Source organism: Streptomyces sp. NPDC055815 (genome assembly GCF_053616475.1).
The window spans coordinates 27,508-50,692 of sequence record NZ_JBSHDU010000021.1 but is presented as its reverse complement, the minus strand read 5'-3'; the positions used below and the strand labels follow the sequence as shown (position 1 = coordinate 50,692).

At 74.1% G+C, this 23,185-nt stretch carries 22 protein-coding genes; 12 read left to right on the top strand and 10 right to left on the bottom strand.

What is annotated here, in order from left to right; all coding sequences use genetic code 11:
• Positions 1 to 150 precede the first annotated feature (150 nt).
• The 3 genes from ACWGN5_RS16055 (at position 151) to ACWGN5_RS16045 (ending at position 5,158) form a co-directional block, all read left to right on the top strand.
• Positions 151 to 2,322, top strand: a complete 2,172-nt coding sequence (locus ACWGN5_RS16055) for an acyl-CoA dehydrogenase (protein WP_453515295.1) — start codon at positions 151 to 153, stop codon at positions 2,320 to 2,322.
• A 13-nt stretch (positions 2,323 to 2,335) separates the two neighbouring features.
• Entirely contained in the window at positions 2,336 to 3,553 is a 1,218-nt protein-coding gene (locus tag ACWGN5_RS16050) for a lipid-transfer protein (RefSeq protein WP_453515293.1), read from the top strand.
• A 144-nt stretch (positions 3,554 to 3,697) separates the two neighbouring features.
• A complete protein-coding gene (locus tag ACWGN5_RS16045) occupies positions 3,698 to 5,158 on the top strand; it encodes an MFS transporter (protein ID WP_453515291.1) in 1,461 nt (486 codons plus the stop codon).
• Here the strand turns inward: ACWGN5_RS16045 and ACWGN5_RS16040 are convergent.
• From ACWGN5_RS16040 to ACWGN5_RS16025, 4 genes are read right to left on the bottom strand one after another with little or no spacing between them, the layout of a single operon-like run.
• Positions 5,155 to 5,760, bottom strand: coding sequence for a response regulator (locus ACWGN5_RS16040; RefSeq protein ID WP_369143954.1), 606 nt, complete (start codon positions 5,758 to 5,760; stop codon positions 5,155 to 5,157). The genes ACWGN5_RS16045 and ACWGN5_RS16040 overlap by 4 nt on opposite strands.
• Entirely contained in the window at positions 5,757 to 6,941 is a 1,185-nt protein-coding gene (locus ACWGN5_RS16035) for a sensor histidine kinase (RefSeq protein WP_453515288.1), read from the bottom strand. The genes ACWGN5_RS16040 and ACWGN5_RS16035 overlap by 4 nt, the downstream gene beginning before the upstream one ends.
• A gap of 32 nt (positions 6,942 to 6,973) precedes the next feature.
• On the bottom strand, positions 6,974 to 7,693 hold the full coding sequence (locus ACWGN5_RS16030) for an ABC transporter permease (protein ID WP_453515416.1): 720 nt from the start codon (positions 7,691 to 7,693) through the stop codon (positions 6,974 to 6,976).
• Complete coding sequence (locus tag ACWGN5_RS16025) at positions 7,693 to 8,616, bottom strand: ABC transporter ATP-binding protein (protein ID WP_453515286.1); 924 nt, start codon at positions 8,614 to 8,616, stop codon at positions 7,693 to 7,695. The genes ACWGN5_RS16030 and ACWGN5_RS16025 overlap by 1 nt, the downstream gene beginning before the upstream one ends.
• A gap of 261 nt (positions 8,617 to 8,877) precedes the next feature.
• Here ACWGN5_RS16025 and ACWGN5_RS16020 point away from each other — a divergent pair, with 261 nt between their 5' ends.
• Genes ACWGN5_RS16020 through ACWGN5_RS16010 form a run of 3 tightly spaced genes read left to right on the top strand, consistent with a single transcriptional unit; the run spans position 8,878 to position 11,804 of the window.
• On the top strand, positions 8,878 to 9,750 hold the full coding sequence (locus ACWGN5_RS16020; RefSeq protein ID WP_453515285.1) for a MaoC/PaaZ C-terminal domain-containing protein: 873 nt from the start codon (positions 8,878 to 8,880) through the stop codon (positions 9,748 to 9,750).
• Between the two features lie 22 nt (positions 9,751 to 9,772).
• The gene (locus ACWGN5_RS16015) at positions 9,773 to 10,849 is read left to right on the top strand and encodes a Zn-dependent alcohol dehydrogenase (protein ID WP_453515284.1); all 1,077 of its coding nucleotides are present in this window, start codon (positions 9,773 to 9,775) and stop codon (positions 10,847 to 10,849) included.
• 13 nt (positions 10,850 to 10,862) lie between these two features.
• The gene (locus ACWGN5_RS16010; RefSeq protein WP_453515283.1) at positions 10,863 to 11,804 is read left to right on the top strand and encodes a 3-oxoacyl-ACP reductase; all 942 of its coding nucleotides are present in this window, start codon (positions 10,863 to 10,865) and stop codon (positions 11,802 to 11,804) included.
• A 69-nt stretch (positions 11,805 to 11,873) separates the two neighbouring features.
• On the opposite strand, the gene ACWGN5_RS16005 is transcribed toward ACWGN5_RS16010, so the two are convergent.
• Together ACWGN5_RS16005 and ACWGN5_RS16000 are read right to left on the bottom strand one after the other, a co-directional pair.
• A complete protein-coding gene (locus ACWGN5_RS16005) occupies positions 11,874 to 12,008 on the bottom strand; it encodes a hypothetical protein (protein ID WP_453515281.1) in 135 nt (44 codons plus the stop codon).
• Between the two features lie 47 nt (positions 12,009 to 12,055).
• Positions 12,056 to 13,192, bottom strand: coding sequence for a hypothetical protein (locus tag ACWGN5_RS16000; RefSeq protein ID WP_453515280.1), 1,137 nt, complete (start codon positions 13,190 to 13,192; stop codon positions 12,056 to 12,058).
• 241 nt (positions 13,193 to 13,433) lie between these two features.
• Here ACWGN5_RS16000 and ACWGN5_RS15995 point away from each other — a divergent pair, with 241 nt between their 5' ends.
• From ACWGN5_RS15995 to ACWGN5_RS15975, 5 genes are all read left to right on the top strand, one after another.
• Entirely contained in the window at positions 13,434 to 14,471 is a 1,038-nt protein-coding gene (locus tag ACWGN5_RS15995) for an ABC transporter substrate-binding protein (RefSeq protein ID WP_453515278.1), read from the top strand.
• 66 nt (positions 14,472 to 14,537) lie between these two features.
• On the top strand, positions 14,538 to 15,407 hold the full coding sequence (locus ACWGN5_RS15990) for a Nif3-like dinuclear metal center hexameric protein (RefSeq protein ID WP_453515276.1): 870 nt from the start codon (positions 14,538 to 14,540) through the stop codon (positions 15,405 to 15,407).
• Positions 15,404 to 16,147 carry a zinc ribbon domain-containing protein gene (locus tag ACWGN5_RS15985; protein WP_453515414.1) on the top strand — a complete coding sequence of 248 codons (744 nt, stop codon included), beginning with the start codon at positions 15,404 to 15,406 and terminating at the stop codon, positions 16,145 to 16,147. Before ACWGN5_RS15990 ends, ACWGN5_RS15985 begins: the two co-directional genes overlap by 4 nt.
• Entirely contained in the window at positions 16,147 to 17,802 is a 1,656-nt protein-coding gene (locus tag ACWGN5_RS15980) for a bifunctional RNase H/acid phosphatase (RefSeq protein ID WP_453515274.1), read from the top strand. Before ACWGN5_RS15985 ends, ACWGN5_RS15980 begins: the two co-directional genes overlap by 1 nt.
• Positions 17,803 to 17,853: 51 nt before the next feature.
• Entirely contained in the window at positions 17,854 to 18,708 is an 855-nt protein-coding gene (locus ACWGN5_RS15975; protein ID WP_453515272.1) for a GNAT family N-acetyltransferase, read from the top strand.
• Here the strand turns inward: ACWGN5_RS15975 and eda are convergent.
• Positions 18,698 to 19,342, bottom strand: coding sequence for a bifunctional 4-hydroxy-2-oxoglutarate aldolase/2-dehydro-3-deoxy-phosphogluconate aldolase (gene eda / locus ACWGN5_RS15970; protein WP_453515271.1), 645 nt, complete (start codon positions 19,340 to 19,342; stop codon positions 18,698 to 18,700). The genes ACWGN5_RS15975 and eda overlap by 11 nt on opposite strands.
• A 64-nt stretch (positions 19,343 to 19,406) precedes the next feature.
• A complete protein-coding gene (gene yaaA / locus ACWGN5_RS15965; RefSeq protein WP_453515270.1) occupies positions 19,407 to 20,174 on the bottom strand; it encodes a peroxide stress protein YaaA in 768 nt (255 codons plus the stop codon).
• Between the two features lie 218 nt (positions 20,175 to 20,392).
• On the opposite strand from yaaA, the gene ACWGN5_RS15960 reads away from it, so the two are divergent.
• The gene (locus ACWGN5_RS15960; protein ID WP_453515268.1) at positions 20,393 to 21,835 is read left to right on the top strand and encodes an RNB domain-containing ribonuclease; all 1,443 of its coding nucleotides are present in this window, start codon (positions 20,393 to 20,395) and stop codon (positions 21,833 to 21,835) included.
• On the opposite strand, the gene ACWGN5_RS15955 is transcribed toward ACWGN5_RS15960, so the two are convergent.
• Positions 21,780 to 22,427, bottom strand: a complete 648-nt coding sequence (locus ACWGN5_RS15955) for a hypothetical protein (protein WP_453515266.1) — start codon at positions 22,425 to 22,427, stop codon at positions 21,780 to 21,782. The two genes, ACWGN5_RS15960 and ACWGN5_RS15955, sit on opposite strands and share 56 nt — an antisense overlap.
• A complete protein-coding gene (locus ACWGN5_RS15950; RefSeq protein WP_453515264.1) occupies positions 22,424 to 23,173 on the bottom strand; it encodes a MerR family transcriptional regulator in 750 nt (249 codons plus the stop codon). The genes ACWGN5_RS15955 and ACWGN5_RS15950 overlap by 4 nt, the downstream gene beginning before the upstream one ends.
• Positions 23,174 to 23,185: the final 12 nt, after the last annotated feature.

Sequence of the window (23,185 nt, the reverse complement as noted above, 5' to 3'; positions counted from 1 at the left end):
CCCCTGGGTGGTCATGTGCATGGGCTGCTGTGCGGTGCATTCTCTGCGTTACGCAGATGACTCTACCCCAGGTTCTCTGCGTCATGCAGGTTTTCTCGAATCGAGTTTCTGACCTTCCGTCAGAATGGAACGTGTTCTAGTCTGCGGCCCATGGGCATCGCCATCACGCACGAACAGCGGGAGCTCGCCCGATCCGTCCGGGGCTGGCTCACCCGCGCCGTACCCCCCGAGGAAGTCCGCAAGCACCTCGACGTCCCCGACACCGCCACCGGCCGCCCCGCCTACTGGGACGCCGCCGCCGAACAGGGACTCCTCGGACTCCACCTCCCCGAGGAGCACGGCGGCGGGGGCGGCGACCTCGGAGACCTCGCCGTCGTCGTGGAGGAAGCGGCAAGGGCCCTGCTGCCCGGGCCCTACCTGCCCTCCGTCCTCACCGCCGCACTCCTCCACCGGTGCGGGCACCACGAAACGGCCGGCACGCTCGCGCGTGGGGAGCGGATCGGAGCCGTCGCCCTCGGCGGCACCGGCACCCTCACCGCCGTCCGCACCGCGAGCGGCTACCTCATCGACGGCACCGCGCCCCCCGTCCTCGGCGGCGCCCAGGCCGACCTCGTGCTCCTCCGCGCGGCCACCGCCGACGGCTCCGTCTGGCTCGCCGCCGACACCGAGAGCCTCACCGTCCGGCCCCACGAGAGCGCCGACCCCACCCGGCCCACCGCCGAGATCACCGCCCGCGGCGCCCACGTGCCCGCCGCGGGCGCCCTCGCACTCGACACCCCCCTCGTCCACGACCTCGCCGCCGTCCTCTTCGCCGCCGACGCCTGCGGCACCGCCGCCCGCGCCGTCGAGACCGCCGCCGAACACGCCCGCACCCGCGAACAGTTCGGCCGCCCCATCGGACGGTTCCAGGGCGTCAAACACCTCTGCGCCGACATGCTCGTCCGGCTCGAACAGGCCCGCGCCCTCACCTGGGACGCCGCCCGCGCCGGCCAGGACAGCCAGGAGGGAGTCCGCTCCCTCACCGCCGCGCTCGCCGCCGCCACCGCCCTCGACGCCGCCTACACCTGCGCCAAGGACTGCATCCAGATCCTCGGCGGCACCGGCTTCACCTGGGAGCACGACGCCCATCTGCTGCTCCGCCGCGCCCTCGTCGCCCGCCAGCTCCTCGGCACCGGCGACCACCACCGGCTCGCCGCCCTGCGGCACGCCTCCGCCGGCGTCCGGCGCGGCCTCCGCCTCGACCTGCCGCCCGAGGCCGACCCGTACCGCCGCGAGGCCCGCGAGGCCGTCGCCCCCGCCGCAGGGCTCGACCCGGCCGCCGCCCGCCGCGCCCTCGCCCCCACCGGCTACGCGGCCCCGCACCTCCCGAAGCCGTACGGACTCGGCGCCGGCCCCCTCCAGCAGCTCGCCGTCCAGCGGGAGCTCGACGAGGCCGGGATCACCGTCGCCGGACTCGGCATCGCCACCTGGGTCGTCCCCTCGCTCCTCGCCCACGGCACCCCCGAGCAGCAGGCCGAACACCTCGGCCCGACCCTGCGCGGCGAGCGCCTCTGGTGCCAGCTCTTCTCCGAGCCCGAAGCCGGCTCCGACCTCGCCTCGCTCCGTACCCGCGCCGAACGCACCGAGGACGGGCGCTGGCGGATCAACGGGCAGAAGGTGTGGACGAGCGCCGCCCAGTGGGCCCACCACGGCATCCTGCTCGCCCGTACCGACCCCACCGCCCCCAAGCACCAGGGGCTCACCTACTTCCTCGTCGACATGAAGAACACCCCGGGGATCGACATCCGGCCGCTCAAGGAGATCACCGGGGACTCCCTCTTCAACGAGGTCTGGTTCGACGACGCGATCCTCCCCGCCGACGCCGTCGTCGGCGAGGTGAACGACGGCTGGCGGGTCGCGCGCAACACCCTCGGGAACGAACGCGTCCACATGGCCGACCAGGTCGCCTTCGACACCGGCCTCGAAGCCGTCATCGACCGGGCGGACCGGGTCGACAGCTCCGTACGCGTACGGATCGGGGCGCTGCTCGCCGAGGCCCACGCGCTCGCGTGCATCGGACTGCGCACCACCCTGCTCCAGGTGTCCGGGCTCGAACCCGGCGCGGGCGCCAGCGTCCGCAAACTCGTCCAGACCCTCCACCAGCAGAAACTCGCCGAACTCACCCTCGAACTCCGCGGCCCCGAAGGCGCCGTGCGCGAGGGCCCCGGCGAACGGGCCGTCCACGGCCTGCTCATGTCCCGCTGCCTCACCATCGCGGGCGGCACCACGCAAGTACAGCTCAATGTGGTCGCCGAGCGCCTGCTCGGCCTCCCCAAGGACTGAGGGGGAACTCAGAATGGGCAAGGCGTACGTCGTCGGCGTCGGGATGACGAAGTTCGAGAAGCCGGAGACCCGCGACTGGCAGTACTGGGACATGGCGAAGGAGGCCGGCACGGCCGCCCTCGCCGACGCCGGCGTCCCCTACGCGCGCGTGGAGCAGGCCGCCGTCGGCTACTGCTTCCAGGCCTCCACCGCGGGACAGCGCGCCGTGTACGAGCTCGGGCTCACCGGCATCCCCGTCTACAACCTCAACAACAACTGCGCGACGGGCTCCACCGCCCTCATGACCGCCCGGCAGTTCGTCGAGGGCAGCATCGCCGACTGCGTCCTCGCCCTCGGCTTCGAGAAGATGGCCCGGGGCGCGCTCGGCGGGGGAGCGGGCGCGGGGGCCCGCGGCGGAGCCGCTGATGTCGGGGGCAAGACCTCGCCCGTCGCCCGGCACTACGGCATCATGGCCGCCACCCACGGCTTCGAGATGTCCCCGCCCACCGCCCAGATCTTCGGCAACGCCGCCCGGGAACACATGGAGCGGTACGGGACGACCGAGGTGCAGCTCGCGGCCGTCGGCGCCAAGAACCACCAGCACTCGGCGAACAACCCGAACGCCCAGTTCCAGGACGTCTACACGGTCGACGAGATCCTTGCCGCGAAGACCGTCCACCGGCCGCTCACCAAGCTCCAGTGCTCGCCCACCTCCGACGGCGCGGCCGCCGCGGTCGTCGTCTCCGAACGCTTCGTCGACGAACACGGGCTGCGGGACAGGGCCGTGGAGATCGCCGGCCAGGCGATGACCACCGACACCGAGGAGTCCTTCGCCTCCGGCTCCTGCATCGACGCCGTCGGCCGCCCCATGTCCCGGGCCGCCGCCCGCCTCGCGTACGAGCGCTCCGGTCTCGGCATCGAGGACGTCGACGTCGTCGAACTCCACGACTGCTTCTCCATCAACGAGCTGCTGACGTACGAGGCGCTCGGCATGTGCGAGGAGGGCGCCTCCGGCAAGCTCGTCGAGTCCGGCGCCACCACCTACGGCGGGCGCTGGGTCGTGAACCCCTCCGGCGGCCTCATCTCCAAGGGCCACCCGCTCGGCGCGACCGGCCTCGCCCAGGCCGCCGAACTGGTCTGGCAGCTCCGGGGCGAGGCGGGCGCGCGCCAGGTCGCGGGGGCACGGGTCGGGCTCGCCCACAACATCGGCCTCGGCGGCGCCGCGGTGGTGACGCTGCTGCGGAAGGGCTAGGCGCCGCGGGGTGACCCTGCTGCGGAAGGCATAGGCGCCGAAGTGGTGACTCTGTTGCGGAAGGCGTAGGCCGCGCGGGGGGCGACGTCGCGCGGCGGCCGTAGGACCCACGACGTATGTACGGGGCTGAACCGGTCTGCGACCATGACATCCATGCCGCAGACCGACTCCGCCACCACGACCACGCCCTCCGCGCCCCCGCCCTCCTCCCGCGCCTGGACGGTCGTCCTGACCGCCTGCGCGGGGCAGTTCCTCGTCGTCCTCGACGTCTCCGTCGTGAACGTGGCACTGCCGTCGATGCGGGCCGACCTCGGACTCTCGGCGGCCGGCCTGCAGTGGGTGATCAGCGCGTACGCGATCGCCTTCGCCGGCTTCATGCTGCTCGGCGGGCGGGCCGCCGACCTCTACGGCCGCAAGGCGATGTTCCTGCTCGGCCTCGGGCTCTTCACCGTCGCCTCGGTCGCGGGCGGCCTCGCCCAGGAGGGCTGGCAGCTCGTCGCGGGCCGCGCGGTCCAGGGCCTCGGCGCGGCCGTCCTGTCGCCGGCCACGCTGACCCTGGTCACCGGCGCCGTCGCGGCCGGGCCCGCCAGGACCCGGGCCATCGCCACCTGGACGGCGGTCGGCGCGGCCGGCGGCGCGGCGGGCGGCTTCGTCGGCGGGCTCCTCGTCGACCTGCTGTCCTGGCGGTGGGTCCTCCTCGTCAACGTCCCCATCGGCGTTGTCGTCCTGGCCGGCGCCGTGCTCTGGCTCCGCGAGAGCCGCACCGGCACCGGCCGCCGCCTCGACCTGCCGGGCGCCGTCCTCGTCACCGCGGGCCTCGCCACCCTCGCGTACGGCATCGTCCAGACGGAGGAGGCCGGCTGGACCGCTCCCGCGACCCTCCTGACGCTCCTCGGCGGCCTGGTCCTCCTGGCCGTGTTCGTGACCGTGGAGGCCCGCACGGCGGCGCCGCTGATGCCGCTGAAGCTGTTCCGTACGCGGGCGGTGTCGGCGGCCAACGTGGGGATCCTGCTGAGCGGTTCGAGCTCCTTCGGCATGTGGTTCTTCATGACGACGTACGCGCAGACCGTCCTCGGCTACAGCCCGCTCCAGGCCGGTCTCGCGCTCGTCCCCAGCTCCCTCAGCGTCATCCTGGGCTCGAAGCTGGCCCCGCGCCTCATGCCGACCGTCGGCGCCCGCAACCTCGCCGCGACCGGCGCGCTCATCGGGGCCGCCGGCTTCGCCTGGCAGTCCACGATGACCGCCGACGGCAGCTTCCTGACGACGATCCTCGGCCCCGGGATCCTGATGATGGCCGGCATCGGCCTGGCCACCACCCCGCTGGCGACCCTCGCCACCTCCAGCGCCGCCCCCGGCGACGCGGGCCTCGTCTCCGGCCTCGTCAACACCTCCCGCACCATGGGCGGTGCCCTCGGCCTCGCGGCCCTCACCACGCTCGCGACCGCCGTCGGCGGGGCCTCCCCGAGCCCCGCCGCCCTCACCTCGGGCTACGCGGCGTCCTTCCGCGTCTCGGCGGGCATCCTCGTCGGCGCGGCCCTGCTGATGCTGATCTGGCTCCCGAAGGCGTCCCCGAAGGCCTCCCCGAAGAGCAGCACCACCTCTTAGAGCCACCCCTGCTGACGCGCCGCCCGGACCGCCTCCATCCTGTTCCGGGTGCCCGTCTTGCCGATCGCGGAGGACAGGTAGTTCCGTACCGTCGACTCCGAGAGGTGCAAGGACGCAGCGATGTCCGCGATCGTCGCGCCGTCCACCGAGGCCGCCAGGGCGTCCCGCTCACGTCCCGTCAGGGGGTTCGGGCCCGCGCTCAGGGCCGCCGCCGCGAGCGCCGGGTCGATGACCGTCTCGCCCCGCAGCACCTGCCGGACCGCCTCGGCCAGGTCCTCCACGGGACCGTCCTTCACGAGGAAGCCCGCCGCCCCCGCCTCCATCGCCCGCCGCAGATACCCCGGCCGGCCGAAGGTCGTCAGGATCAGCACCCGGCACTCCGGCACCTCGTCCCGCAGCGCCGCCGCCGCGTCGAGGCCGGAGCGCCCGGGCAGTTCGATGTCGAGCAGGGCCACGTCCGGGCGCGCGAGGAGCGCCGCGTCGACGATCTCGTCGCCCCGCCCGACCTGCGCCACCACCTCGATGTCGTGCTCCATCCCGAGCAGCAGGGCCAGTGCCCCGCGCATCATGCCCTGGTCCTCGGCGAGCAGCAGTCTGATCATCCCGTGGGCTCCTCCTGGTGCTGTACGGGGGTCTCCACGGGGAGTTCCGCGGTGACCCGGAACCCGCCGCGCGGAGCGGGTCCCGAGTCAAGAGTGCCGCCTGCCGCGGCGAGCCGCTCGCGTAGACCCCGCAGGCCGCTGCCCGTGCCGCCCGGTTCCGCGGGGCCGCGGCCGTCGTCGGTGACCGTGAGGCGGACCCGTTCGGCGGTGCCGGAGAGGACGATCTCGCAGCGGGCGGCGCCGCTGTGCCGGATCGCGTTGGTCGCGGACTCGCGGACGACCCAGCTCAGCAGGGCCTCCGTGGCGGGTTCGAGGAGCGGTCCCGAGCGGCGTACGACGGGCTCGATGCCGGCGGTGGAGAGCGCGTCGCGCGCCCGGTCGAGCTCGGTGGCGAGGCTGCCCTCGCGGTAGCCGGTGACCGCCTCGCGGATCTCGGTCAGCGCCTGGCGGCCGACGGACTCGATGTCCGCGACCTGCCCGAGGGCCGCGTCCAGGTCGCGCGGGGCGAGCCGCCGGACGAGCTCCGACTTCACGACGATCACCGACAGCGTGTGGCCGAGCAGGTCGTGCAGGTCCCGGGAGAACCGCAGGCGTTCCTTCTCCACCGCCGAACGGGCCAGCTCCTCGCGGGTCTCGCGCAGTTCCCGGACCGTCTCGTCCAGGGCGAGGATCGCCGCCGTCACCATGACGGAGATGAACGTGCCGTACACGACGCCGAAGGAGTCCCAGCCGTCGCGCCAGAACGTCACCACCCCGACCGCCGCGACCAGCGGGAAGACGATGAACCGCAGCCGCTCCCTGCCCCGCACGACCGCCCCGACCGCGAGGCCCAGGAGCGGGAAGAGGAGCAGCCATTCGCGGCCGTAGCCGATGGCGAGGGCGAAGGTCAGTGCCCCGAGGGCGAGGAGGAGGCCCCAGGTGGCGGGCGATTCGCGGCGGCGCCGGTCGAAGGCGCGGAAGACGATCGCGATGTAGAGGCTGTTGAAGACGAGCAGGCCGAGCCCGCCGAGCCAGGGGTTGGGGGCCTCGCCGCCGAGGAGGTGGGAGAGCGCGCCCAGGCCCATCAGCAGCCAGGGGAGGAGGCTCAGTCCGCTCGGCCCGCGTTCCTCGCGGTCCGCGCAGTCCCGGGAGCGCGTCCGCTTCTTCACGGCTCCGGTCCGTCCATCCCCGGTGTCCTTCATCCCCGTGTCCCCTGTCCTCTGGTCCCGCTCGCTCACGCGGTCCGTGCCGAACGACGGTACGAGGTCGCCGCGTACGCACCGAACAGTGCCGCCCAGACCACGATGACGGCGAGCGCCGCCGCGCCGGGAGCGTGTCCGTTCGTGACCGAGACGCCGATCTCGGCGAAGCGGTTGGTCGGGGTGTACGCGGAGAGGGAGCGCAGCCAGCCGGGGAAGAGGCTCACCGGGAACCACAGCCCGCCGAGGACCGCGAGCCCCAGGTTGCAGGCGATGTTGGCGACGCCGGTCGTCTGCGCGGTGAGGCGGTAGCCGTTGCCGAGGCCGAGGAACGTGAAGGGGAGCGAGCCGAGCCAGAGGGTGAGCGTGACCACGGCCCACTGCCAGGCCGCGAGGTGGACGTCGTTGAACAGGCCGCCGGCGAGGAGGACGCCGAGGATCGCCGGGAGCACCACCACGGAGCCGGTCAGGGCGCGGCCGGTGACGACCTGGCGCGGGGACATCGGGGTGATCCGCAGCTGCCGCAGCCAGCCGGAGCCCTTGTCCTCGGCGACGCCGGTGCCGATCGACAGGGCGGCGCCCAGCGCGCCGTACGCCGCCATGCCGACCATGGAGGCGGCCTTCCACTCCGGTTCGTTCTGGCCGCCGAGGTTGGTGAAGAGGAGGTACATCATCACCGGGACGGCGATGGTGCCGATGGCGAAGCCGGTGTCGCGCAGGGTCCGGCGGACTTCGAGGCGTACGTACTCGGTGATCAACGGGTCGTCTCCAGGGCGGGGGCCTGCGCGGCCGGGGCGTGCGCGGTGAGGGTGAGGAAGGCGTCGTTGAGGGACACGGGGGCGACTTCGAGGCGCCGGATCGCGTTCCGGTCGGCGAGCGCGCGGACGGTCGCGTCGGAGTCGTCGGTGTGCAGCCGGGCGCGGTCGCCGCGGATCTCGACGGCGGTCACTCCGGGGAGGAGGGTCAGGCCCTCGCTGGGGGCGCCGGCCAGGTCGAAGGAGACGAGGCTGCCGCCGGCCGCGCGCTTGAGCTGCTCGCTCGTGCCGTCGGCGAGGACGCGGCCGGAGTCGATGACGACGATCCGGTCGGCGCTGGCGTCGGCCTCCTCCAGGTAGTGGGTGGAGAAGAGGACCGTGTTGCCGCGGCGGGCGTAGCCCCGCATCGACTCCCAGAAGACCTCGCGGGCCTCGACGTCGAGGGCGGCGGTGGGCTCGTCGAGGACGATCAGCTCGGGGTTGCCGACGAGGGCGACGGCGAAGCGGACGCGCTGGACCTGGCCGCCGGAGAGCCGGTCGACGCGGCGGCCTGCGAGGTCGGTGAGGTCGGCGAGCGCGAGGGCCTCGGCGACCGGCAGGGGCCGGGGGTAGGTGCGGGCGACGAAGGTGACGAGTTCGCGGACGGTGACCCGGGGGACCGGGCGGCCGTCCTGGAGCATCGCGCCGACCCGGCCGGCGGCGACGGCCCGGGCCGGGGCGCCGTCGAAGAGCCGGACCTCGCCGCCGTCGGGCTCGTCGAGGCCGAGGAGGAGGCCGATGGTGGTGGACTTGCCGGCGCCGTTGCGGCCGAGCAGGGCGACGGTCTCGCCGCGCCGGATGGTGAGGTCGATGCCGTCCACGGCGCGGACCGGTCCGAAGGACCGGGTGACTCCGGTGAAGGCGACCGCTGTCTCGTTCTTCATGTCCCTGACGCTACGGAGCGGGGCGGGGGGTCCGGCAGGCGTGAATGTACGGACCCGGCCGTGACAAATGTCCTGGGCCACCCATCTGACGTACCGTCAGGAGGGGTTCACAACCCCTTTTCCCTCCGCTATACATGGGTCACCGAACTGGAACGCGTTCTAGATCCGGCGCGTACGGGACGGTCCCGCACGGCCTCGGTGCGGTCGACGGTGCGGACGGCCGCGCCGAGGTCTCCACCCGCCACAAGGAGCTGCAGCCCGATGCCCATCGACCCCGCAAAGGCCCTCGCCGCGGAACCCCGCAGCGCCGAGATCTCCTGGGACCACAAGGACGTCCAGCTCTACCACCTGGGCCTCGGGGCGGGCTCGTTTCAAGGCAAGCACAGTCCCGCGACCGACCCCGACGAGCTCCGCTACACCCTGGAGTCCCGGCTCCACGTCCTGCCCAGCTTCGCCACCGTCGCGGGCGCCGGCATGGGGGTCGTCGGTGGGCTCTCCGCCCCCGGCATCGACATCGACCTCGCGGCCGTCCTGCACGGCGGCCAGTCGATCACCCTCCACCGCCCGCTGCCCACCGGCGGCCGCGCCGTCTCCACCTCCCGCGTCGCCGCCGTGTACGACAAGGGCAAGGCGGCCGTCCTGGTGCTGCGCTCCGAGGCCGCCGACGAGGAGGGCCCGCTCTGGACCAGCGACGCCTCGATCTTCGTACGCGGTGAGGGCGGCTGGGGCGGCGACCGCGGGCCCTCCGAGCGCCTCGCGCTCCCGGACTGCGAAGCCGACGCCACCGTCGAGCGGCCCGTCCGGGAGGAACAGGCCCTGCTCTACCGGCTCTCCGGCGACTGGAACCCGCTCCACGCCGACCCCGAGTTCGCCAAGCTCGCCGGCTTCGACCGGCCGATCCTGCACGGCCTCTGCTCGTACGGCATGACCCTCAAGGCGGTGGTGGACACGGTGCTCGGCGGGGACGTCACCCGGGTCCGCTCGTACCGCACCCGCTTCGCCGGGATCGTCTTCCCCGGCGAGACCCTGCGCATCCGGATGTGGGCCGGGGACGGCCGCGTCCAGGTGGCGGTGACGGCCGTGGAGCGCGACGACGCCCCGGTCCTCGCCGACACCCTCGTCGAACACGCCTGAATCGCCTGATGGGAGCCGCACCATGCGCGCAGCCGTACTGCACGAGATCGGCCAGGACAAACTCGAGGTCCTCGACGACGTCGAGGCGGTGGGCTTCGGCCCGGGCAAGGTGCGGATCCGGGTGAGGGCCACCGGCCTGTGCCACTCCGACGTGTCCGCGATGAGCGGCGTCCTGCCGCAGCCCGCCCCGTTCATCCCGGGCCACGAGGGCGCCGGCGAGATCCTCGACGTCGGCGACGGCGTCACCGGCCTCAGCCAGGGCCAGCGGGTCCTGCTCTGCTGGCTGCCCGCCTGCGGCAGCTGTCCGGCCTGCAAGCGCGGCCAGACCCAGCTGTGCCTGGCCGGCTTCATGAACGCCGGCATCCCCAACTTCAAGCGCCCCGGCGGTGACGTCTTCGGCTTCGCCGGCACCGGCACCTTCACCGAGGAGGTCGTCGTCGACGCGGGCTGCGCCGTCCCCATCCCCGACGACGTGCCCTTCGACATCGCCGCCCTCATCGGCTGCGGCGTCACCACCGGACTCGGTGCCGCGATCAACACGGCCAAGGTGGAGGCCGGTTCGTCGGTCGCCGTCATCGGCTGCGGCGGCGTCGGCATCTCCGCGATCCAGGGCGCCAAGCTCCAGGGCGCCGCCCAGATCGTCGCCGTCGACCCCGTCGAGTCCCGCCGCGAGGCCGCCCTGAGGTTCGGCGCCACCGAGGCGGTCGCCCCCGACGCGCTCGCCGACGCCAAGCAGCGGATCACCGGTGGCGAGGGCTTCGACTACGTCTTCGAGGTCGTCGGCAGGTCCGCGACCGCGCGCACCGCGTACGAGACGACCCGCCGCGGCGGCACCCTCTGCGTCGTCGGCGCGGGCGCCCTCGACGACTTCCTCCAGCTCAACATGTTCGAGCTGTTCTTCGACGAGAAGCGGATCCTGCCCTCGATGTACGGCGGCGGGGACGTGCTCCGTTCGTACGAGCGGGCCATCGCGCTCTGGCGGGCCGGCCGCATCGACCTGGAGTCGCTCATCACCCACCGGGTGCCGCTGGCGGGCATCAACGAGGCCCTGGAGCAGATGCGGACCGGCGCCGCCCTCCGTACCTGCATCGAGATCTGAGAGGAACCGACCGATGTCACTCCCTCTTGAGGGGCTGAGTGCGATCGTCACCGGCGCCGGGCGCGGCCTCGGCCGCGCCGAGGCGCTGGAACTGGCCCGGCTCGGCGCCGCCGTCGTCGTCAACGACTACGGGCAGCCCGGCCGCGACGGCTCGGGCGCGGCCTCCGCCGCACCCGCCGAGGAGGTCGCCGAGGAGATCCGCGCGGCGGGCGGCCGGGCGGTCGCGCACCTCGGCGACGTCTCCGACTTCGAGACGGCGCGGGGTCTGGTCGACCTGGCGGTGGCCGAGTTCGGGAAGCTGGACGTCCTGGTCAACAACGCGGGCATCCTGCGGGACCGGATGGTCTTCTCGATGAGCGAGGACGAGTGGGACTCGGTTGTACGGGTCCACCTCAAGGGCCACTTCAACACCACCCACTTCGCGGCGGTGCACTGGCGGGGCCGCGCCAAGGCGGGCGAGACCGGCGTCTACGGCCGCATCGTCAACACCTCGTCCGAGGCCTTCCTCGCGGGCTCGGCCGGACAGCCCAACTACGCGGCGGCCAAGGGCGGCATCGTGGGCCTCACCACCTCGTCGGCGCTCGCGCTCGCCCGGTACGGCGTGACGGCCAACGCGATCTGCCCGCGGGCCAGGACCCGGATGACCGAGGACGTCTTCGCCGGGTTCGGGGAGCCGGCGGAGGGCGAGCTCGACCCGCTGTCCCCGGAGCACGTGGCACCGCTCGTCGGCTATCTGGCCTCCCCGGCGGCGGCCGGGGTCAACGGGCAGCTGCTCGTCGTGCACGGCGGGATGGTGGCGGTCCTGGACCGGCCGAAGGTCTCCGCCAAGTTCGACACGGCCAAGGAGGCGTTCACGTACGAGGAGCTGGACTCCCTCCTGACCCCGCACTACGCGTCCCGCCCGGCGGGCGAGACCTTCGCGGCGACGGAGGTGCTGGGTCTGAAGAAGGGCTGACGTCCAGGGGGACGGTGGGGAAGGAGCAGGGCCCCGGGGGAGACCCCCGGGGCCCTGCTCGTTCTCCGTCTACCGCGCGTGGGCGTCGGCCTCGCGGCGGTGCCGGCCGTGCGGCGAGGACGTGGAGTCCTCCGCCGGCGAGGCCTGACCGCGGTGCTTCCCGGAGCCGTGCGACTCCGAACCCTGCGTGCTTGCTTCGGACATGCTGGAACTCACCCCGTGTGTCTTGCTCTTGCTGTGCGGCCGTGAGTCTAGCCAGCCGGTTTCCGGTCCGTCAGGGGAGCCTGCTGCAAAGGGACCGGACGGCACACCCGGGGCTCCTCGACGACCACCACCGGCTCGGGATCCGGCTCCGGCGGCAGCTCCAGGGCGGCGAGTCCGCACGGCACCTCGGCCGTCGCGTACGGCAGCCGCAGCACGCCCTCGGCCGTCCACAGGCCCGCCCCGGCCAGCCAGCCCTGGGGTACGGCCAGTTGGGCCATTCGGCGGGACGAGGGCTGCCAGGTGCCCACCCAGCTGCCACCGGCCGCGTCGATCCGCAGGGCCACCGCGCAGCTCTCCGGCATCAGGACCTGCCCCGGCTGCACCGCGAACGGCGTCACCGCCGCGTCGTCCAGCCGCAGGCACTCGGGGAACCGCACGGGCAGCAGGGACCCGAGCACGCCCCAGCCCAGCCGGTCGTGCCCCGGGGACGGCGCGTCGGAGCGGATCAGGAGCAGCCCGCTGTCCGGGTCCGCGAGCAGCAGCCGGTCGTCGCTCTCCTCGGTGATCTGGAGCAGCGGCGTCACCTCCCCGCCCCGCTCCAGGTCCACGGCGACGGCCTTCACCGGACCGTCGCCGAGCCGCCGGTCGAGCGCGAGCATCCGGCCGGTGCGGTCGAGCCACACCCCGCCCGTGCAGCGGCCCTTGACCTCCGCCACCTGCTCCGGGCCGAAGGCCCCGCCCGCCACGAGCCACAAGGTGGTCGAATCGGGGCCGACGCACATCGCGTACGCGCAGATGCCGTCCGGCGAGGGCGGGAGCAGCACAAGGCGCTCGGAGCCGGGGGCCTCCACCGCGCCGAGCCGGAGCTCGCCGGTGGCCGGGCCGGTGGGGTAGAGCAGCGAGAAGGTGTTCCGCCGGCCGTCCACGCGGCGGGCGACGAGGACCCGGCCGTCCGCGAGGGGGAGCAGCTGCGTGCCGGCCTCCTCCGGCTGGTCGAGGGGGAGCGGGACGGCGTACGGCTCGGGGCCGTCGAGCGTCCAGCGCTCCACGTACAGGGCGTCACCGGCGCCCGCGAGCCTGGCCGCGTACGCGCCGTTGGCCGTGATCGTGAACCCCGCCGGCCAGGCCGCGCCGGGGTCGCGGTCGTCGTCCTCGGCCGTGGTCTCGATGGCACACGCTGTCATCGACTCGTCACCTCCGGCCACGAAGCTAGTTTTCGCACTTCCAGCCGAACAACACGAGCAGGGTCACTTCACACATAAGGGTGGCCCTGCGGCGGTTCGGCTGAGGGGGAGGGGGCGGTTGTGCTGGAGTGGCCCGTGATGAGTAAGGTAAGGCGAACCTAAGCGGAGGTACTCCCTCCGGTCGGTCGCGCCCGAATTCCGCGCAAGTCCCCGCCAGGACGACCCGTACAGGAGCCTGCTCATGTCCCTCCGCCGCCGCGGCACCGCCGCCGTCGTCGCCCTCGCCGCCGCGCTCTCGCTCGCGGCCTGCGGAGGCGGCGACGGGTCCTCCGACCCCGCCAAGAAGCAGGACACGGGGAAGAAGAAGGACGTCGCCACCGGAGGCAAGGACTTCGGCGACGCCGCCGCCAAGACCGCGGCCATGGGCACCGACGCCAAGCCGGGCCAGTTCCCCCGCACCCTCACCCACGCCCTCGGCACGACGGAACTCAAGGCCGCCCCCAAGCGGGTCGTCGTCCTCGACGTCGGCGAGCTCGACAACGTCGTCTCCCTCGGCATCAAGCCCGTCGGCTACGCCCCCTCCGAGGGCGACGACGGCATCCCCGGCTACCTCGCGAAGGACGCCGGCACCCCGAAGTCCGTCGGCACCATCAACAACCTCAACCTCGAGGCCATCGCCAACCTCCAGCCCGACCTCATCCTCGGCAGCCGGCTCCGCGCCGCCGACAAGTACGACGAGCTGTCGAAGATCGCGCCGACCGTGTTCTCCATCCGTCCGGGCTTCACCTGGAAGGAGAACTACCTCCTCAACGCCGCCGCGCTCGACAAGACGGCCGAGGCGAAGACGAAGCTCGCCGCGTACGAGACGAAGGCGAAGCAGCTCGGAACGGACATCGGCCCGAACAAGCCGACCGTCTCGATGGTCCGCTACCTCCCCGGCAAGATCCGCCTCTACGCCAAGGCCTCCTTCATCGGCACGATCCTGGAGGACGCCGGCCTGCCCCGGCCCAAGAACCAGCAGATCAACGAGCTGGCGGCCGAGATCAGCCCCGAGAAGATCGACGAGGCCGACGCCGACTGGATCTTCACCGGCGTCTACGGCGACGCCAAGGCCACCAAGAAGGACACCGCCCAGGCCAACCCGCTCTGGAAGAACCTCAAGGCCGTCAAGGCCGGCCAGGCCAAGGACGTCGCGGACGAGACCTGGTACCTCGGCCTCGGCGTCACGGCCGCGAACAGCGTCCTGGACGACCTGCGTGCCGACCTCGTGAAGAAGTAGCCCCGGCTCCCGGAGTTGTCCACAGGCAAGAACAGCGGGGTGCGAGGAGCCAGGTAGCCTTTCCTCGTGCCCCGTCTGTCTGAAGTCATCGCCGAGCTCGACGCCCTCTGGCCACCAGAGCGAGCCGAGTCGTGGGACGCCGTCGGCACCGTCTGCGGCGATCCCGACGCCCAGGTCGGCCGCGTCCTCTTCGCCGTCGACCCCGTCCAGGAGATCGCCGACGAGGCGATCGCCCTCGGCGCCGACCTGATCGTCACCCACCACCCGCTCTACCTGCGCGGTACGACGACGGTCGCGGCCGGCCACTTCAAGGGCCGCGTCGTACACACCCTCATCAAGAACGACATCGCCCTCCACGTCGCGCACACCAACGCCGACACCGCCGACCCCGGCGTCTCCGACGCCCTCGCCGGCGCGCTCGACCTCCGCGTCACCGGCCCCCTCGTCCCCGAGAACAACCTCGGCCGGATCTGCGAGCTCGACCACCCCGAGACCCTCGCCGAGTTCGCCGCCCGCGCCGCCAAGCGGCTGCCCGCCACCGCGCAGGGCATCCGCGTCGCCGGCGACCCCGGCATGACCGTGCGCCGCGTCGCCGTCAGCGGCGGCTCCGGCGACAGCCTCTTCGGCGCCGTCCGCGCCGCCGGCGTCGACGCCTTCCTCACCGCCGACCTGCGCCACCACCCGGTCTCCGAGGCGACGCAGCAGTCGCCGCTCGGCCTGGTCGACGCCGCCCACTGGGCCACCGAATGGCCCTGGTGCGAGCAGGCCGCCGCCCAGCTCGACGAGATTTCCGACCGCCACGGCTGGGACCTCCGCGTCCACGTCTCGAAGACGGTCACCGACCCCTGGTCCTCCCACCTCGTCCCCGCCGCCGCCCTTCCAGAGAGCGCTTCGCGCGCCCCTTCCGACTACACCTCCCCTGGAGCCCCCAACTGAACGCCGCGCCCGCCGACCAGATCCGCCTCCTCGACGTCCAGGCCCTGGACGTCCGCCTCCAGCAGCTCGCGCACAAGCGCAAGTCGCTGCCCGAGCACGCCGAGATCGAGGCGCTGACCAAGGACCTCACCCAGCTGCGCGACCTGCTCGTCGCCGCGCAGACCGAGGAGAGCGACTGCGGCCGCGAGCAGACCAAGGCCGAGCAGGACGTCGACCAGGTCCGCCAGCGCGCCGCGCGCGACCAGCAGCGGCTCGACTCCGGCGCCGTCTCCTCCCCGAAGGACCTGGAGAACCTCCAGCGCGAGATCGTCTCCCTCGCCAAGCGCCAGGGCGACCTGGAGGAGATCGTCCTCGAGGTCATGGAGCGCCGCGAGTCCGTCCAGGAGCGCCTCGCCGAGCTGACCGAGCGGGTCTCCGCCGTGCAGACCAAGGTGGACGACGCCACCGCCCGCCGCGACGCCGCGCAGGGCGAGCTGGACACCGAGTCCGCCGCCGTCGCCAAGGAGCGCGAGCTCGTCGCGGGCTCCGTCCCGGCCGACCTCATCAAGCTGTACGAGAAGCTGCGCGAGCAGCAGGGCGGCATCGGCGCGGCCCGGCTCTACCAGCGCAAGTGCGAGGGCTGCCACATCGAGCTCAACATCACCGAGCTCAACGAGGTCCGTGCCGCCGCCGCGGACACGGTCGTCCGGTGCGAGAACTGCCGCCGGATCCTCGTCCGCACCTCGGAGTCCGGCCTGTAATGCGCGAACTCGTGGTCGAGGCGGACGGCGGCTCCCGGGGCAACCCGGGGCCCGCCGGCTACGGCGCGGTCGTCCTCGACCCGGCGACGGGGGAGACCCTCGCGGAGGCCGCCGAGTACATCGGCGTGGCCACGAACAACGTCGCCGAGTACAAGGGCCTGGTGGCGGGCCTGAAGGCGGCCCGGGAGCTGTTCCCGGACGCCACCGTCCACGTCCGCATGGACTCCAAGCTGGTCGTCGAGCAGATGTCCGGCCGCTGGAAGATCAAGCACCCGGACATGAAGCCGCTCGCGGCCGAGGCCGCCCGGGTCTTCCCGCCCGGCCAGGTCCGCTACGAGTGGATCCCGCGCGAGCGGAACAAGCACGCGGACCGGCTCGCGAACGAGGCGATGGACGCGGGCAAGCGCGGCCGCCAGTGGGAGCCGTCCGCCTCCACGGCGGGCCTGGACGCCGCCGCCGCCCGCAACGCCGCGACCCCGCCCCCGTCGGGCCCGCCCGGTGACGCGACGGCGGGCGCGGCGAGAGCCCGAGCGGCGCTGAGCGCTTCCGCGCCGACGGGATCCACGGGCGGTACGGGCACGGGCGGCGGCACCGCATCGCGCGGTACGGGGACGGGCTCGGGCGCCTGGCCGGGCGCCGTGGCGCGCCCGACGGGCCAGGGCGCGAGCCAGGACGAAGGCCTGTTCGCCGTACCGGACACCGGCCCGGACGACGGCCTGTTCGCCGCCGAGGAAGCCGTCGCGGCCTCGGTCGCCTCCGGCGACTTCGAGGCGGAGGCGGGCGCCCTGGCCCCGGTGGGCCACGCGGCGCGGACCGAAGCCCGCGGCACGACCGAAGCGGCCGGCGGGCCCGCGGCTGGTGCGACTGCTGCCCTGGCCGGTCCCGGAGAGACGCCCACGGCGAGCGCCGCGCCCACGCAGGCCGCCGCACCCGAGCCCGTCGGCGCCGTGGCCGTGCCGGTCGAGCCCGCACAGGTCGCCGCACCCGCCCCCGCCGCGCCCCGCCAGGGCTGGGCCGGGCCCGACATGGGGGCGCCGGCCACCTTCGTCCTGCTGCGGCACGGCGAGACCGCGCTCACGCCCGAGAAGCGGTTCTCCGGGAGCGGGGGGACCGACCCCGAGCTGTCGGCCGCCGGGCTCCGCCAGGCCGAGGCCGTCGCCGAGGCGCTGGCCGCGCGCGGCACCGTCCAGGAGATCGTCAGCTCGCCGCTCACCCGCTGCCGGCAGACCGCCGGTGCCGTCGCCGCCCGCCTGGGCCTCGACGTGCGGATCGAGCAGGGCCTGCGCGAGACCGACTTCGGTGCCTGGGAGGGCCTGACGTTCGGCGAGGTCCGCGCGCGGTACCCCGAGGACCTCGACGCCTGGCTGGCCTCCCCGAAGGCCGCGCCGACCGGCGGGGGCGAGAGCTTCGCGACCGTCGCCCGGCGCGTGGCCGCGACCAGGGACCGGCTGACCGCCGCGTACGCGGGCCGCACGGTCCTCCTCGTCACGCACGTCACGCCGATCAAGACCCTCGTCCGGCTCGCCCTCGGCGCCCCGCCGGAGTCGCTGTTCCGGATGGAGCTGTCGGCCGCGTCGATCTCGGCCGTCGCCTACTACGCCGACGGCAACGCGTCCGTACGGCTCCTCAACGACACCTCGCACCTGCGGGCCTGACGCGGTGAAAGGGGTGGCGCGCGGCCCCGCCCCCGTACCACCATCACCCGCATGACGTGGTCCTTCACCGACAGCGCCGCCGTCTTCCGGGCCGCTGCCGCAGCGCATCTCGCCGCCGATCCCGCCCGCAACACCGCCGTGCTCACGCTCATGGACACGGCCGGGCGGCTCGGCTGGTGGGAGGAGGCGGACGGCAGGGTCACCGGTGTGCTGGCCGTGGCACCGCCCGGCGTGCCCGCGTTCGGGGCGATGACCGAGGAGGCGGCCCGCGCACTGGCCTCGGGGGGAGCTGCAGGGGGACTTACCGGGGGACCTCCCGGCGGACCCCTCGGTGGACTCCTCGGTGGTGAGGAGCCGACGGAGGTGCGTGGCGAGACCGCCGCCGTCGAGGCGTACGCGGAGGCCACCGGCCGCCCCTGGACGCCCACCGTCCGCATGCGGCTCTTCCGGCTGGGCGAGCTGACCCCGCCGGACCCGGCCCCGGCGGGCCGCGCCCGGCTCGCGGCCGAGGCCGACGTCCCGCTCGTCGCCGCCTGGACGCGGGAGTTCGCGCTGGCCATCGGGGACGAGCCCGCCGAGGACTACACCGGCTTCGTCACCGAGCGGATCTCCGAAGGACGGCTGTGGCTCTGGGAAGCGCCCGACGGCCGCCCGGTCTCGATGGCCGCCGTCTCCCGCACGATCGAGGGCCAGGCCCGCGTCCACCTCGTCTACACCCCGCCCGCCGAGCGCGGCCGGGGGTACGCCGCCGGTGCCACCGAGGCGGTCAGCCGGGCCGCGCTCGACGCCGGTGTCGCCCAGGTCCTGCTCTTCACGGACCTGGCCAACCCCACCAGCAACGCCCTCTACCAGCGCCTCGGCTACCGCCCCGTCACCGACCACCTCGGCGTGACGTTCACCGGCTGATCGGGACCCCCAGGTGCGCCGCCCCGCGCGCGAGGGACTCGACCCGCGCCCAGTCGCGGGCCGCGAGGGCGTCGGGCGGCAGCATCCACGTACCGCCGACGCAGCCGACGTTCGGGAGGGCGAGGTAGGCGGGGGCGGAGGCCGGGGAGATGCCGCCCGTGGGGCAGAAGCGGGCCCGGGGGAGCGGGCCCGTGAGGGACTTCAGATACGGGATGCCGCCCGCGGCCTCGGCCGGGAAGAACTTCAGGTCCGCCACTCCGCGTTCGAGGAGGGCCACGACCTCCGAGGCCGTCGAGACCCCCGGCAGGAACGGCACCCCCGAGTCCCGCATCGCGCCGAGCAGCCCCTCGGTCCACCCCGGGCTCACCAGGAACCGCGCGCCCGCGCCGACCGCGTCCGCGACCCCGGACGGCGAGACCACCGTGCCCGCGCCGACGACCGCCTCCGGCACCTCGGCCGCGATCGCGCGGACGGCGTCGAGCGCGGCCGGGGTGCGCAGGGTGACCTCGATCAGCGGCAGCCCGCCCGCCACCAGGGCCCGGGCCAGGGGCACGGCGTCGGCTGCGTCCTCGATCACGACGACGGGGACCACGCGGCATCCGGGGGCAAGGTCGAACACGCTCGTCGAGGACATGGGCGTCATCCTGCCCAGGGCGAGCGTCACCCGCAACGAACGTTGCGGAGGGTGCAACAAGAGGTCAGTGGATCTCGTCCACCAGCACGTCCAGCGCCCCCGCCTTCCCGCCCTCCTCCACCGCGTACCCCAGGTCCCGCAGCGCCTCCGCCAGCTCCGCCGGCGAACCCGGCGCCGCGCCCGCCTCCAGGAGGCTCCGCACGATCCGGCCCTTCGTCGCCTTGTTGAAGTGGCTGACGACCTTCCGGGTCGGCGCGTGCAGCACCCGCACCGTCGCCGTCCGGGCCGCGAGCTCCCCCTTCGGCTTCCATGCCGAGGCGTACGCGGAGGAGCGCAGGTCCAGGACGAGCCCGCCGCCGGCCGCCTCCGGCAGCACCGAGGCCATCGCGCCCCGCCAGTGCGCGCCCAGCGCCCCGAGCCCCGGCAGCTTCACGCCCATCGAGCAGCGGTACGACGGAATCCGGTCCGTCACCTTCACCGCGCCCCACAGGCCCGAGAACACGAGCAGCGAGCTCCCCGCCCGCTTCCGGGCCGCCGCGTCCAGGGTCGCCAGGCCCAGCGCGTCGTACAGCACGCCCGTGTAGATCTCCCCGGCCGGACGCGCGCCCGCCGTCCGCAGCTCCGTGTTCTTCGCGACCTCGCCGCGCAGGCCCTCGCTCAGACCGAGCACCTCGCGCGCCTTCTCCTCGTCGGCGGCACACAGCTCGACCAGCTCGTCCAGGACCGCCGCCCGCGCCTCCGCGAGCCCCGGCAGGGACAGCGACTCCGGCTTCAGCGGCGCCCCGCGCCCCGAGGAGGCCTTGCCTTCGGAGGGCGGCAACAGCACGAGCACGGTGGTTCTCCTTCGTCCGTACGGGGTGGGGGTGCGGCCCCGACGGTCCAGCGTACGAGGTCCGGGACCCGGCCCCCGCGCACGGACGGGGTCGCTGCCTCAGCCCCCGCGCACGTATGGCGTCCCGGCCCCGCCCCGCCCGCGCACGTACGGGGGCTGGCCCCCGCCCCTCCCGCGTACAACGTGCCGCACCCCCTCCCGCGCCATACGCTCGGTCCATGCCCCGCCGCCACATCCACGTGACCGGCGCAGCCGAGGCTCCGCTGCGGGCCGCCCTGCGCGCACTCCGTACCGAGCTCGCGATCCCCGAGGACTTCCCGCCCGCCGTCCTCGCCGAGGCCGAGGCGGCGGCGAAGAACCCCCGCCTCCCCTCGTACGACGCCACCGACCTCCCCTTCCTCACGATCGACCCGCCCACTTCCACCGACCTCGACCAGGCCATGCACCTGGCCCGCCGCGCCGACGGCGGCTACCGCGTCCACTACGCCATCGCCGACGTCGCCGCCTTCGTCACCCCCGGCGGGGCGCTCGACGCCGAGGCCCACCGGCGGGTCCTCACCCTGTACTTCCCCGACGGCAAGGTCCCCCTCCACCCGCCCGTCCTCTCCGAGGGCGCCGCCAGCCTCCTCCCCGGCCAGCCCCGCCCCGCCCTGCTCTGGCGCATCGACCTCGACGCCGACGGACAACGGGTCGCCACCGACGTCCGCCGCGCCCTCGTGCGCAGCCGCGCCAAACTCGACTACGCGGGCGTGCAGCGGCAGATCGACGACGGCACGGCGGAGGAGTCCCTCGCCCTCCTCCGGGACATCGGCCGCCTCCGCGAGGCCCTCGAAGCCGACCGCGGCGGGATCTCCCTCAACGTCCCCGAACAGGAGATCGTCGAGCGGGACCACACCTACACCCTCGAATACCGGGCCCCGCTCCCCGCCGACGCCTGGAACGCCCAGATCTCCCTCCTCACCGGCATGGCCGCGGCCGACCTCATGACCGCCGCCGGCACCGGCATCCTGCGCACCCTCCCCACCGCGCCCGACGGCGCCGTCGCCCGGCTGCGCCGCTCCGCCCAGGCCCTCGGCGTCAACTGGCCGCACCACGTCTCGTACGCCGACGTCGTCCGCTCCGCCGACCCCACGAACCCGCGGCACGCCGCCTTCCTCCAGGAGTGCACCAGCCTCCTGCGCGGCGCCGGCTACACCGTCTTCACCGACGGCCACGTCCCCAGCCCCGCCGTCCACGCCGCCGTCGCCGACGAGTACACCCACTGCACCGCGCCGCTGCGCCGCCTCGTCGACCGGTACGCGGGCGAGCTGTGCGTGGCGGCGGTCGCCGGGAACGAGCCGCCCGAGTGGGTACGGGCCGGCCTGCCCGCCCTCCCCGACGAGATGGCCACCGGCGCCCGGCGCGCCAACACCGTCGAACGGGAGAGCGTCGACATCGTCGAGGCGGCGCTCCTGAAGGAACGCGTCGGCGAGATCTTCGACGCGTACGTCATCGACGTGAAGGAACGCGAACCCGCCGTCGGCACCGTCCACCTGGAGGACCCGGCGGTCGTCGCCCGCATCGAGGGCGGGGCGGCGAAGCTGCCGCTGGGGGAGTGGCTGCGGGTCAGGCTGTCGGAAGCGGACCCGGGGACGGCGAAGGTCCTGTTCGCGCCCGCGTGAGCGGCCCCGTGAGCTCCCGTACGAGCGCCTGCGGGTCGTCGGCGTGCAGCCGGACCAGCCGTACGGGGCGGGGCGCGCCGAGCAGCCGGGGCGCGTCGACCGGCTCGGTCAGCTCGATCGTGACGGAGGTGCGGGAGCCGACGGCGAGGTTCAGCTCGCCGTCCTTCTTCTCGTGCGAGAAGAGGGACTCGCGCCGGACGGCCGCGATCCGGTCCACCGGGACCCGCACGTCGACGTGCGCGGCCCGCCGGACCCGCAGGACGCCGTCGGCGAGCGTGTGCGGCCGGGTGGCGGAGGCGGCGTGCAGCCCGAGGACGAAGAGCACGGTGTAGACGTCCAGGACGAGGAAGACGGCGTGGACGAAGGGCCAGTCGGCGAGCAGGAACGACATGCCGACGGTCTCGACCACGCACACGAACGCGAAGCCGTACATCAGCGCCGCCTGGTCCCGCGCGTGCGGGAACACGCCGTCCGCGCCCGCCACCCCGTGCGCCCGCCGCCCGATCCACCGCACGAGACTCTCCATGAGCCGCAGCTCGTGCCCGATGAGCCGCCGCACGCCCTCGGCCGTCCTGCGGATGCCGTTCCTCATCGCTCCGTCTCCCCTCTCCCTGTCGCCAGTTCCACCGCGCGCCGCACCGCCGCCGACTGGGCCGGGGCGAGGTCGGCGAAGAACGTGTCCGCGAGACCTCCCGCGCCCTCCGGGGGCAGCTCCACCGCCCACCCGTCCGGCAGGACCGCGGCCAGCGCCCGGGCCGCCCCCTCCACCCGGGGGTCGTCCGCCTCCGCGTCCGCGAGGGCGTCCAGGAGCCCGTACAGCTCCCGCGCACTGCCCGCCGCGCCGTGCATCAGCTCCATCAGCCGGGCCCGCTCCGCCGCGGGGACGACGGTGTCGAGGAGGGCCAGGATCTCCCGGTCCTTCGCCGCCATCGGGGACTCGGGCAGCTCCCCGAGGCCCGCGAGCAGCGCGGCCAGCTCCGGGGACACGGGGCCCTCGGCGGGCAGGCGCCCGGCCCGGGCCTCGGCGAGGAGCGGGGCGAGGCGCTCCCGGCGCTCCCGGATCACGGCCTCCTGCCGGGCCAGGTCGTCCGCCAGCTCCTCCAGGACCTCCGCGAGCCCCCGCCCCTCGTCGTCGACGAGCACGTCCCGCACCTCGTCCAGGCCGAGGCCCAGCTCGGTCAGCCGCCGGATCCGCGCAAGCAGCACGGCGTCCCGTACCCCGTACTCCCGGTACCCGTTGGCCCGCCGCTCGGGCTCGGGCAGCAGCCCGGACTGGTGGTAGTGCCGCACGGCCCGGGGGGTCACCCCGACGAGCGCGGCGATCTCGCCGATACGCATGCGTCCAGTAGA

Bases quoted from the DNA above. Each gene is read 5' to 3' on its own strand.
- ACWGN5_RS16055 (WP_453515295.1), top strand. From the start codon at position 151: ATGGGCATCGCCATCACGCACGAACAGCGGGAGCTCGCCCGATCCGTC.
- ACWGN5_RS16050 (WP_453515293.1), top strand. From the start codon at position 2,336: ATGGGCAAGGCGTACGTCGTCGGCGTCGGGATGACGAAGTTCGAGAAG.
- ACWGN5_RS16045 (WP_453515291.1), top strand. From the start codon at position 3,698: ATGACATCCATGCCGCAGACCGACTCCGCCACCACGACCACGCCCTCC.
- ACWGN5_RS16040 (WP_369143954.1), bottom strand. From the start codon at position 5,760: ATGATCAGACTGCTGCTCGCCGAGGACCAGGGCATGATGCGCGGGGCA.
- ACWGN5_RS16035 (WP_453515288.1), bottom strand. From the start codon at position 6,941: ATGAAGGACACCGGGGATGGACGGACCGGAGCCGTGAAGAAGCGGACG.
- ACWGN5_RS16025 (WP_453515286.1), bottom strand. From the start codon at position 8,616: ATGAAGAACGAGACAGCGGTCGCCTTCACCGGAGTCACCCGGTCCTTC.
- ACWGN5_RS16020 (WP_453515285.1), top strand. From the start codon at position 8,878: ATGCCCATCGACCCCGCAAAGGCCCTCGCCGCGGAACCCCGCAGCGCC.
- ACWGN5_RS16015 (WP_453515284.1), top strand. From the start codon at position 9,773: ATGCGCGCAGCCGTACTGCACGAGATCGGCCAGGACAAACTCGAGGTC.
- ACWGN5_RS16010 (WP_453515283.1), top strand. From the start codon at position 10,863: ATGTCACTCCCTCTTGAGGGGCTGAGTGCGATCGTCACCGGCGCCGGG.
- ACWGN5_RS16005 (WP_453515281.1), bottom strand. From the start codon at position 12,008: ATGTCCGAAGCAAGCACGCAGGGTTCGGAGTCGCACGGCTCCGGGAAG.
- ACWGN5_RS16000 (WP_453515280.1), bottom strand. From the start codon at position 13,192: ATGACAGCGTGTGCCATCGAGACCACGGCCGAGGACGACGACCGCGAC.
- ACWGN5_RS15995 (WP_453515278.1), top strand. From the start codon at position 13,434: ATGTCCCTCCGCCGCCGCGGCACCGCCGCCGTCGTCGCCCTCGCCGCC.
- ACWGN5_RS15980 (WP_453515274.1), top strand. From the start codon at position 16,147: ATGCGCGAACTCGTGGTCGAGGCGGACGGCGGCTCCCGGGGCAACCCG.
- ACWGN5_RS15975 (WP_453515272.1), top strand. From the start codon at position 17,854: ATGACGTGGTCCTTCACCGACAGCGCCGCCGTCTTCCGGGCCGCTGCC.
- eda (WP_453515271.1), bottom strand. From the start codon at position 19,342: ATGTCCTCGACGAGCGTGTTCGACCTTGCCCCCGGATGCCGCGTGGTC.
- ACWGN5_RS15960 (WP_453515268.1), top strand. From the start codon at position 20,393: ATGCCCCGCCGCCACATCCACGTGACCGGCGCAGCCGAGGCTCCGCTG.
- ACWGN5_RS15955 (WP_453515266.1), bottom strand. From the start codon at position 22,427: ATGAGGAACGGCATCCGCAGGACGGCCGAGGGCGTGCGGCGGCTCATC.
- ACWGN5_RS15950 (WP_453515264.1), bottom strand. From the start codon at position 23,173: ATGCGTATCGGCGAGATCGCCGCGCTCGTCGGGGTGACCCCCCGGGCC.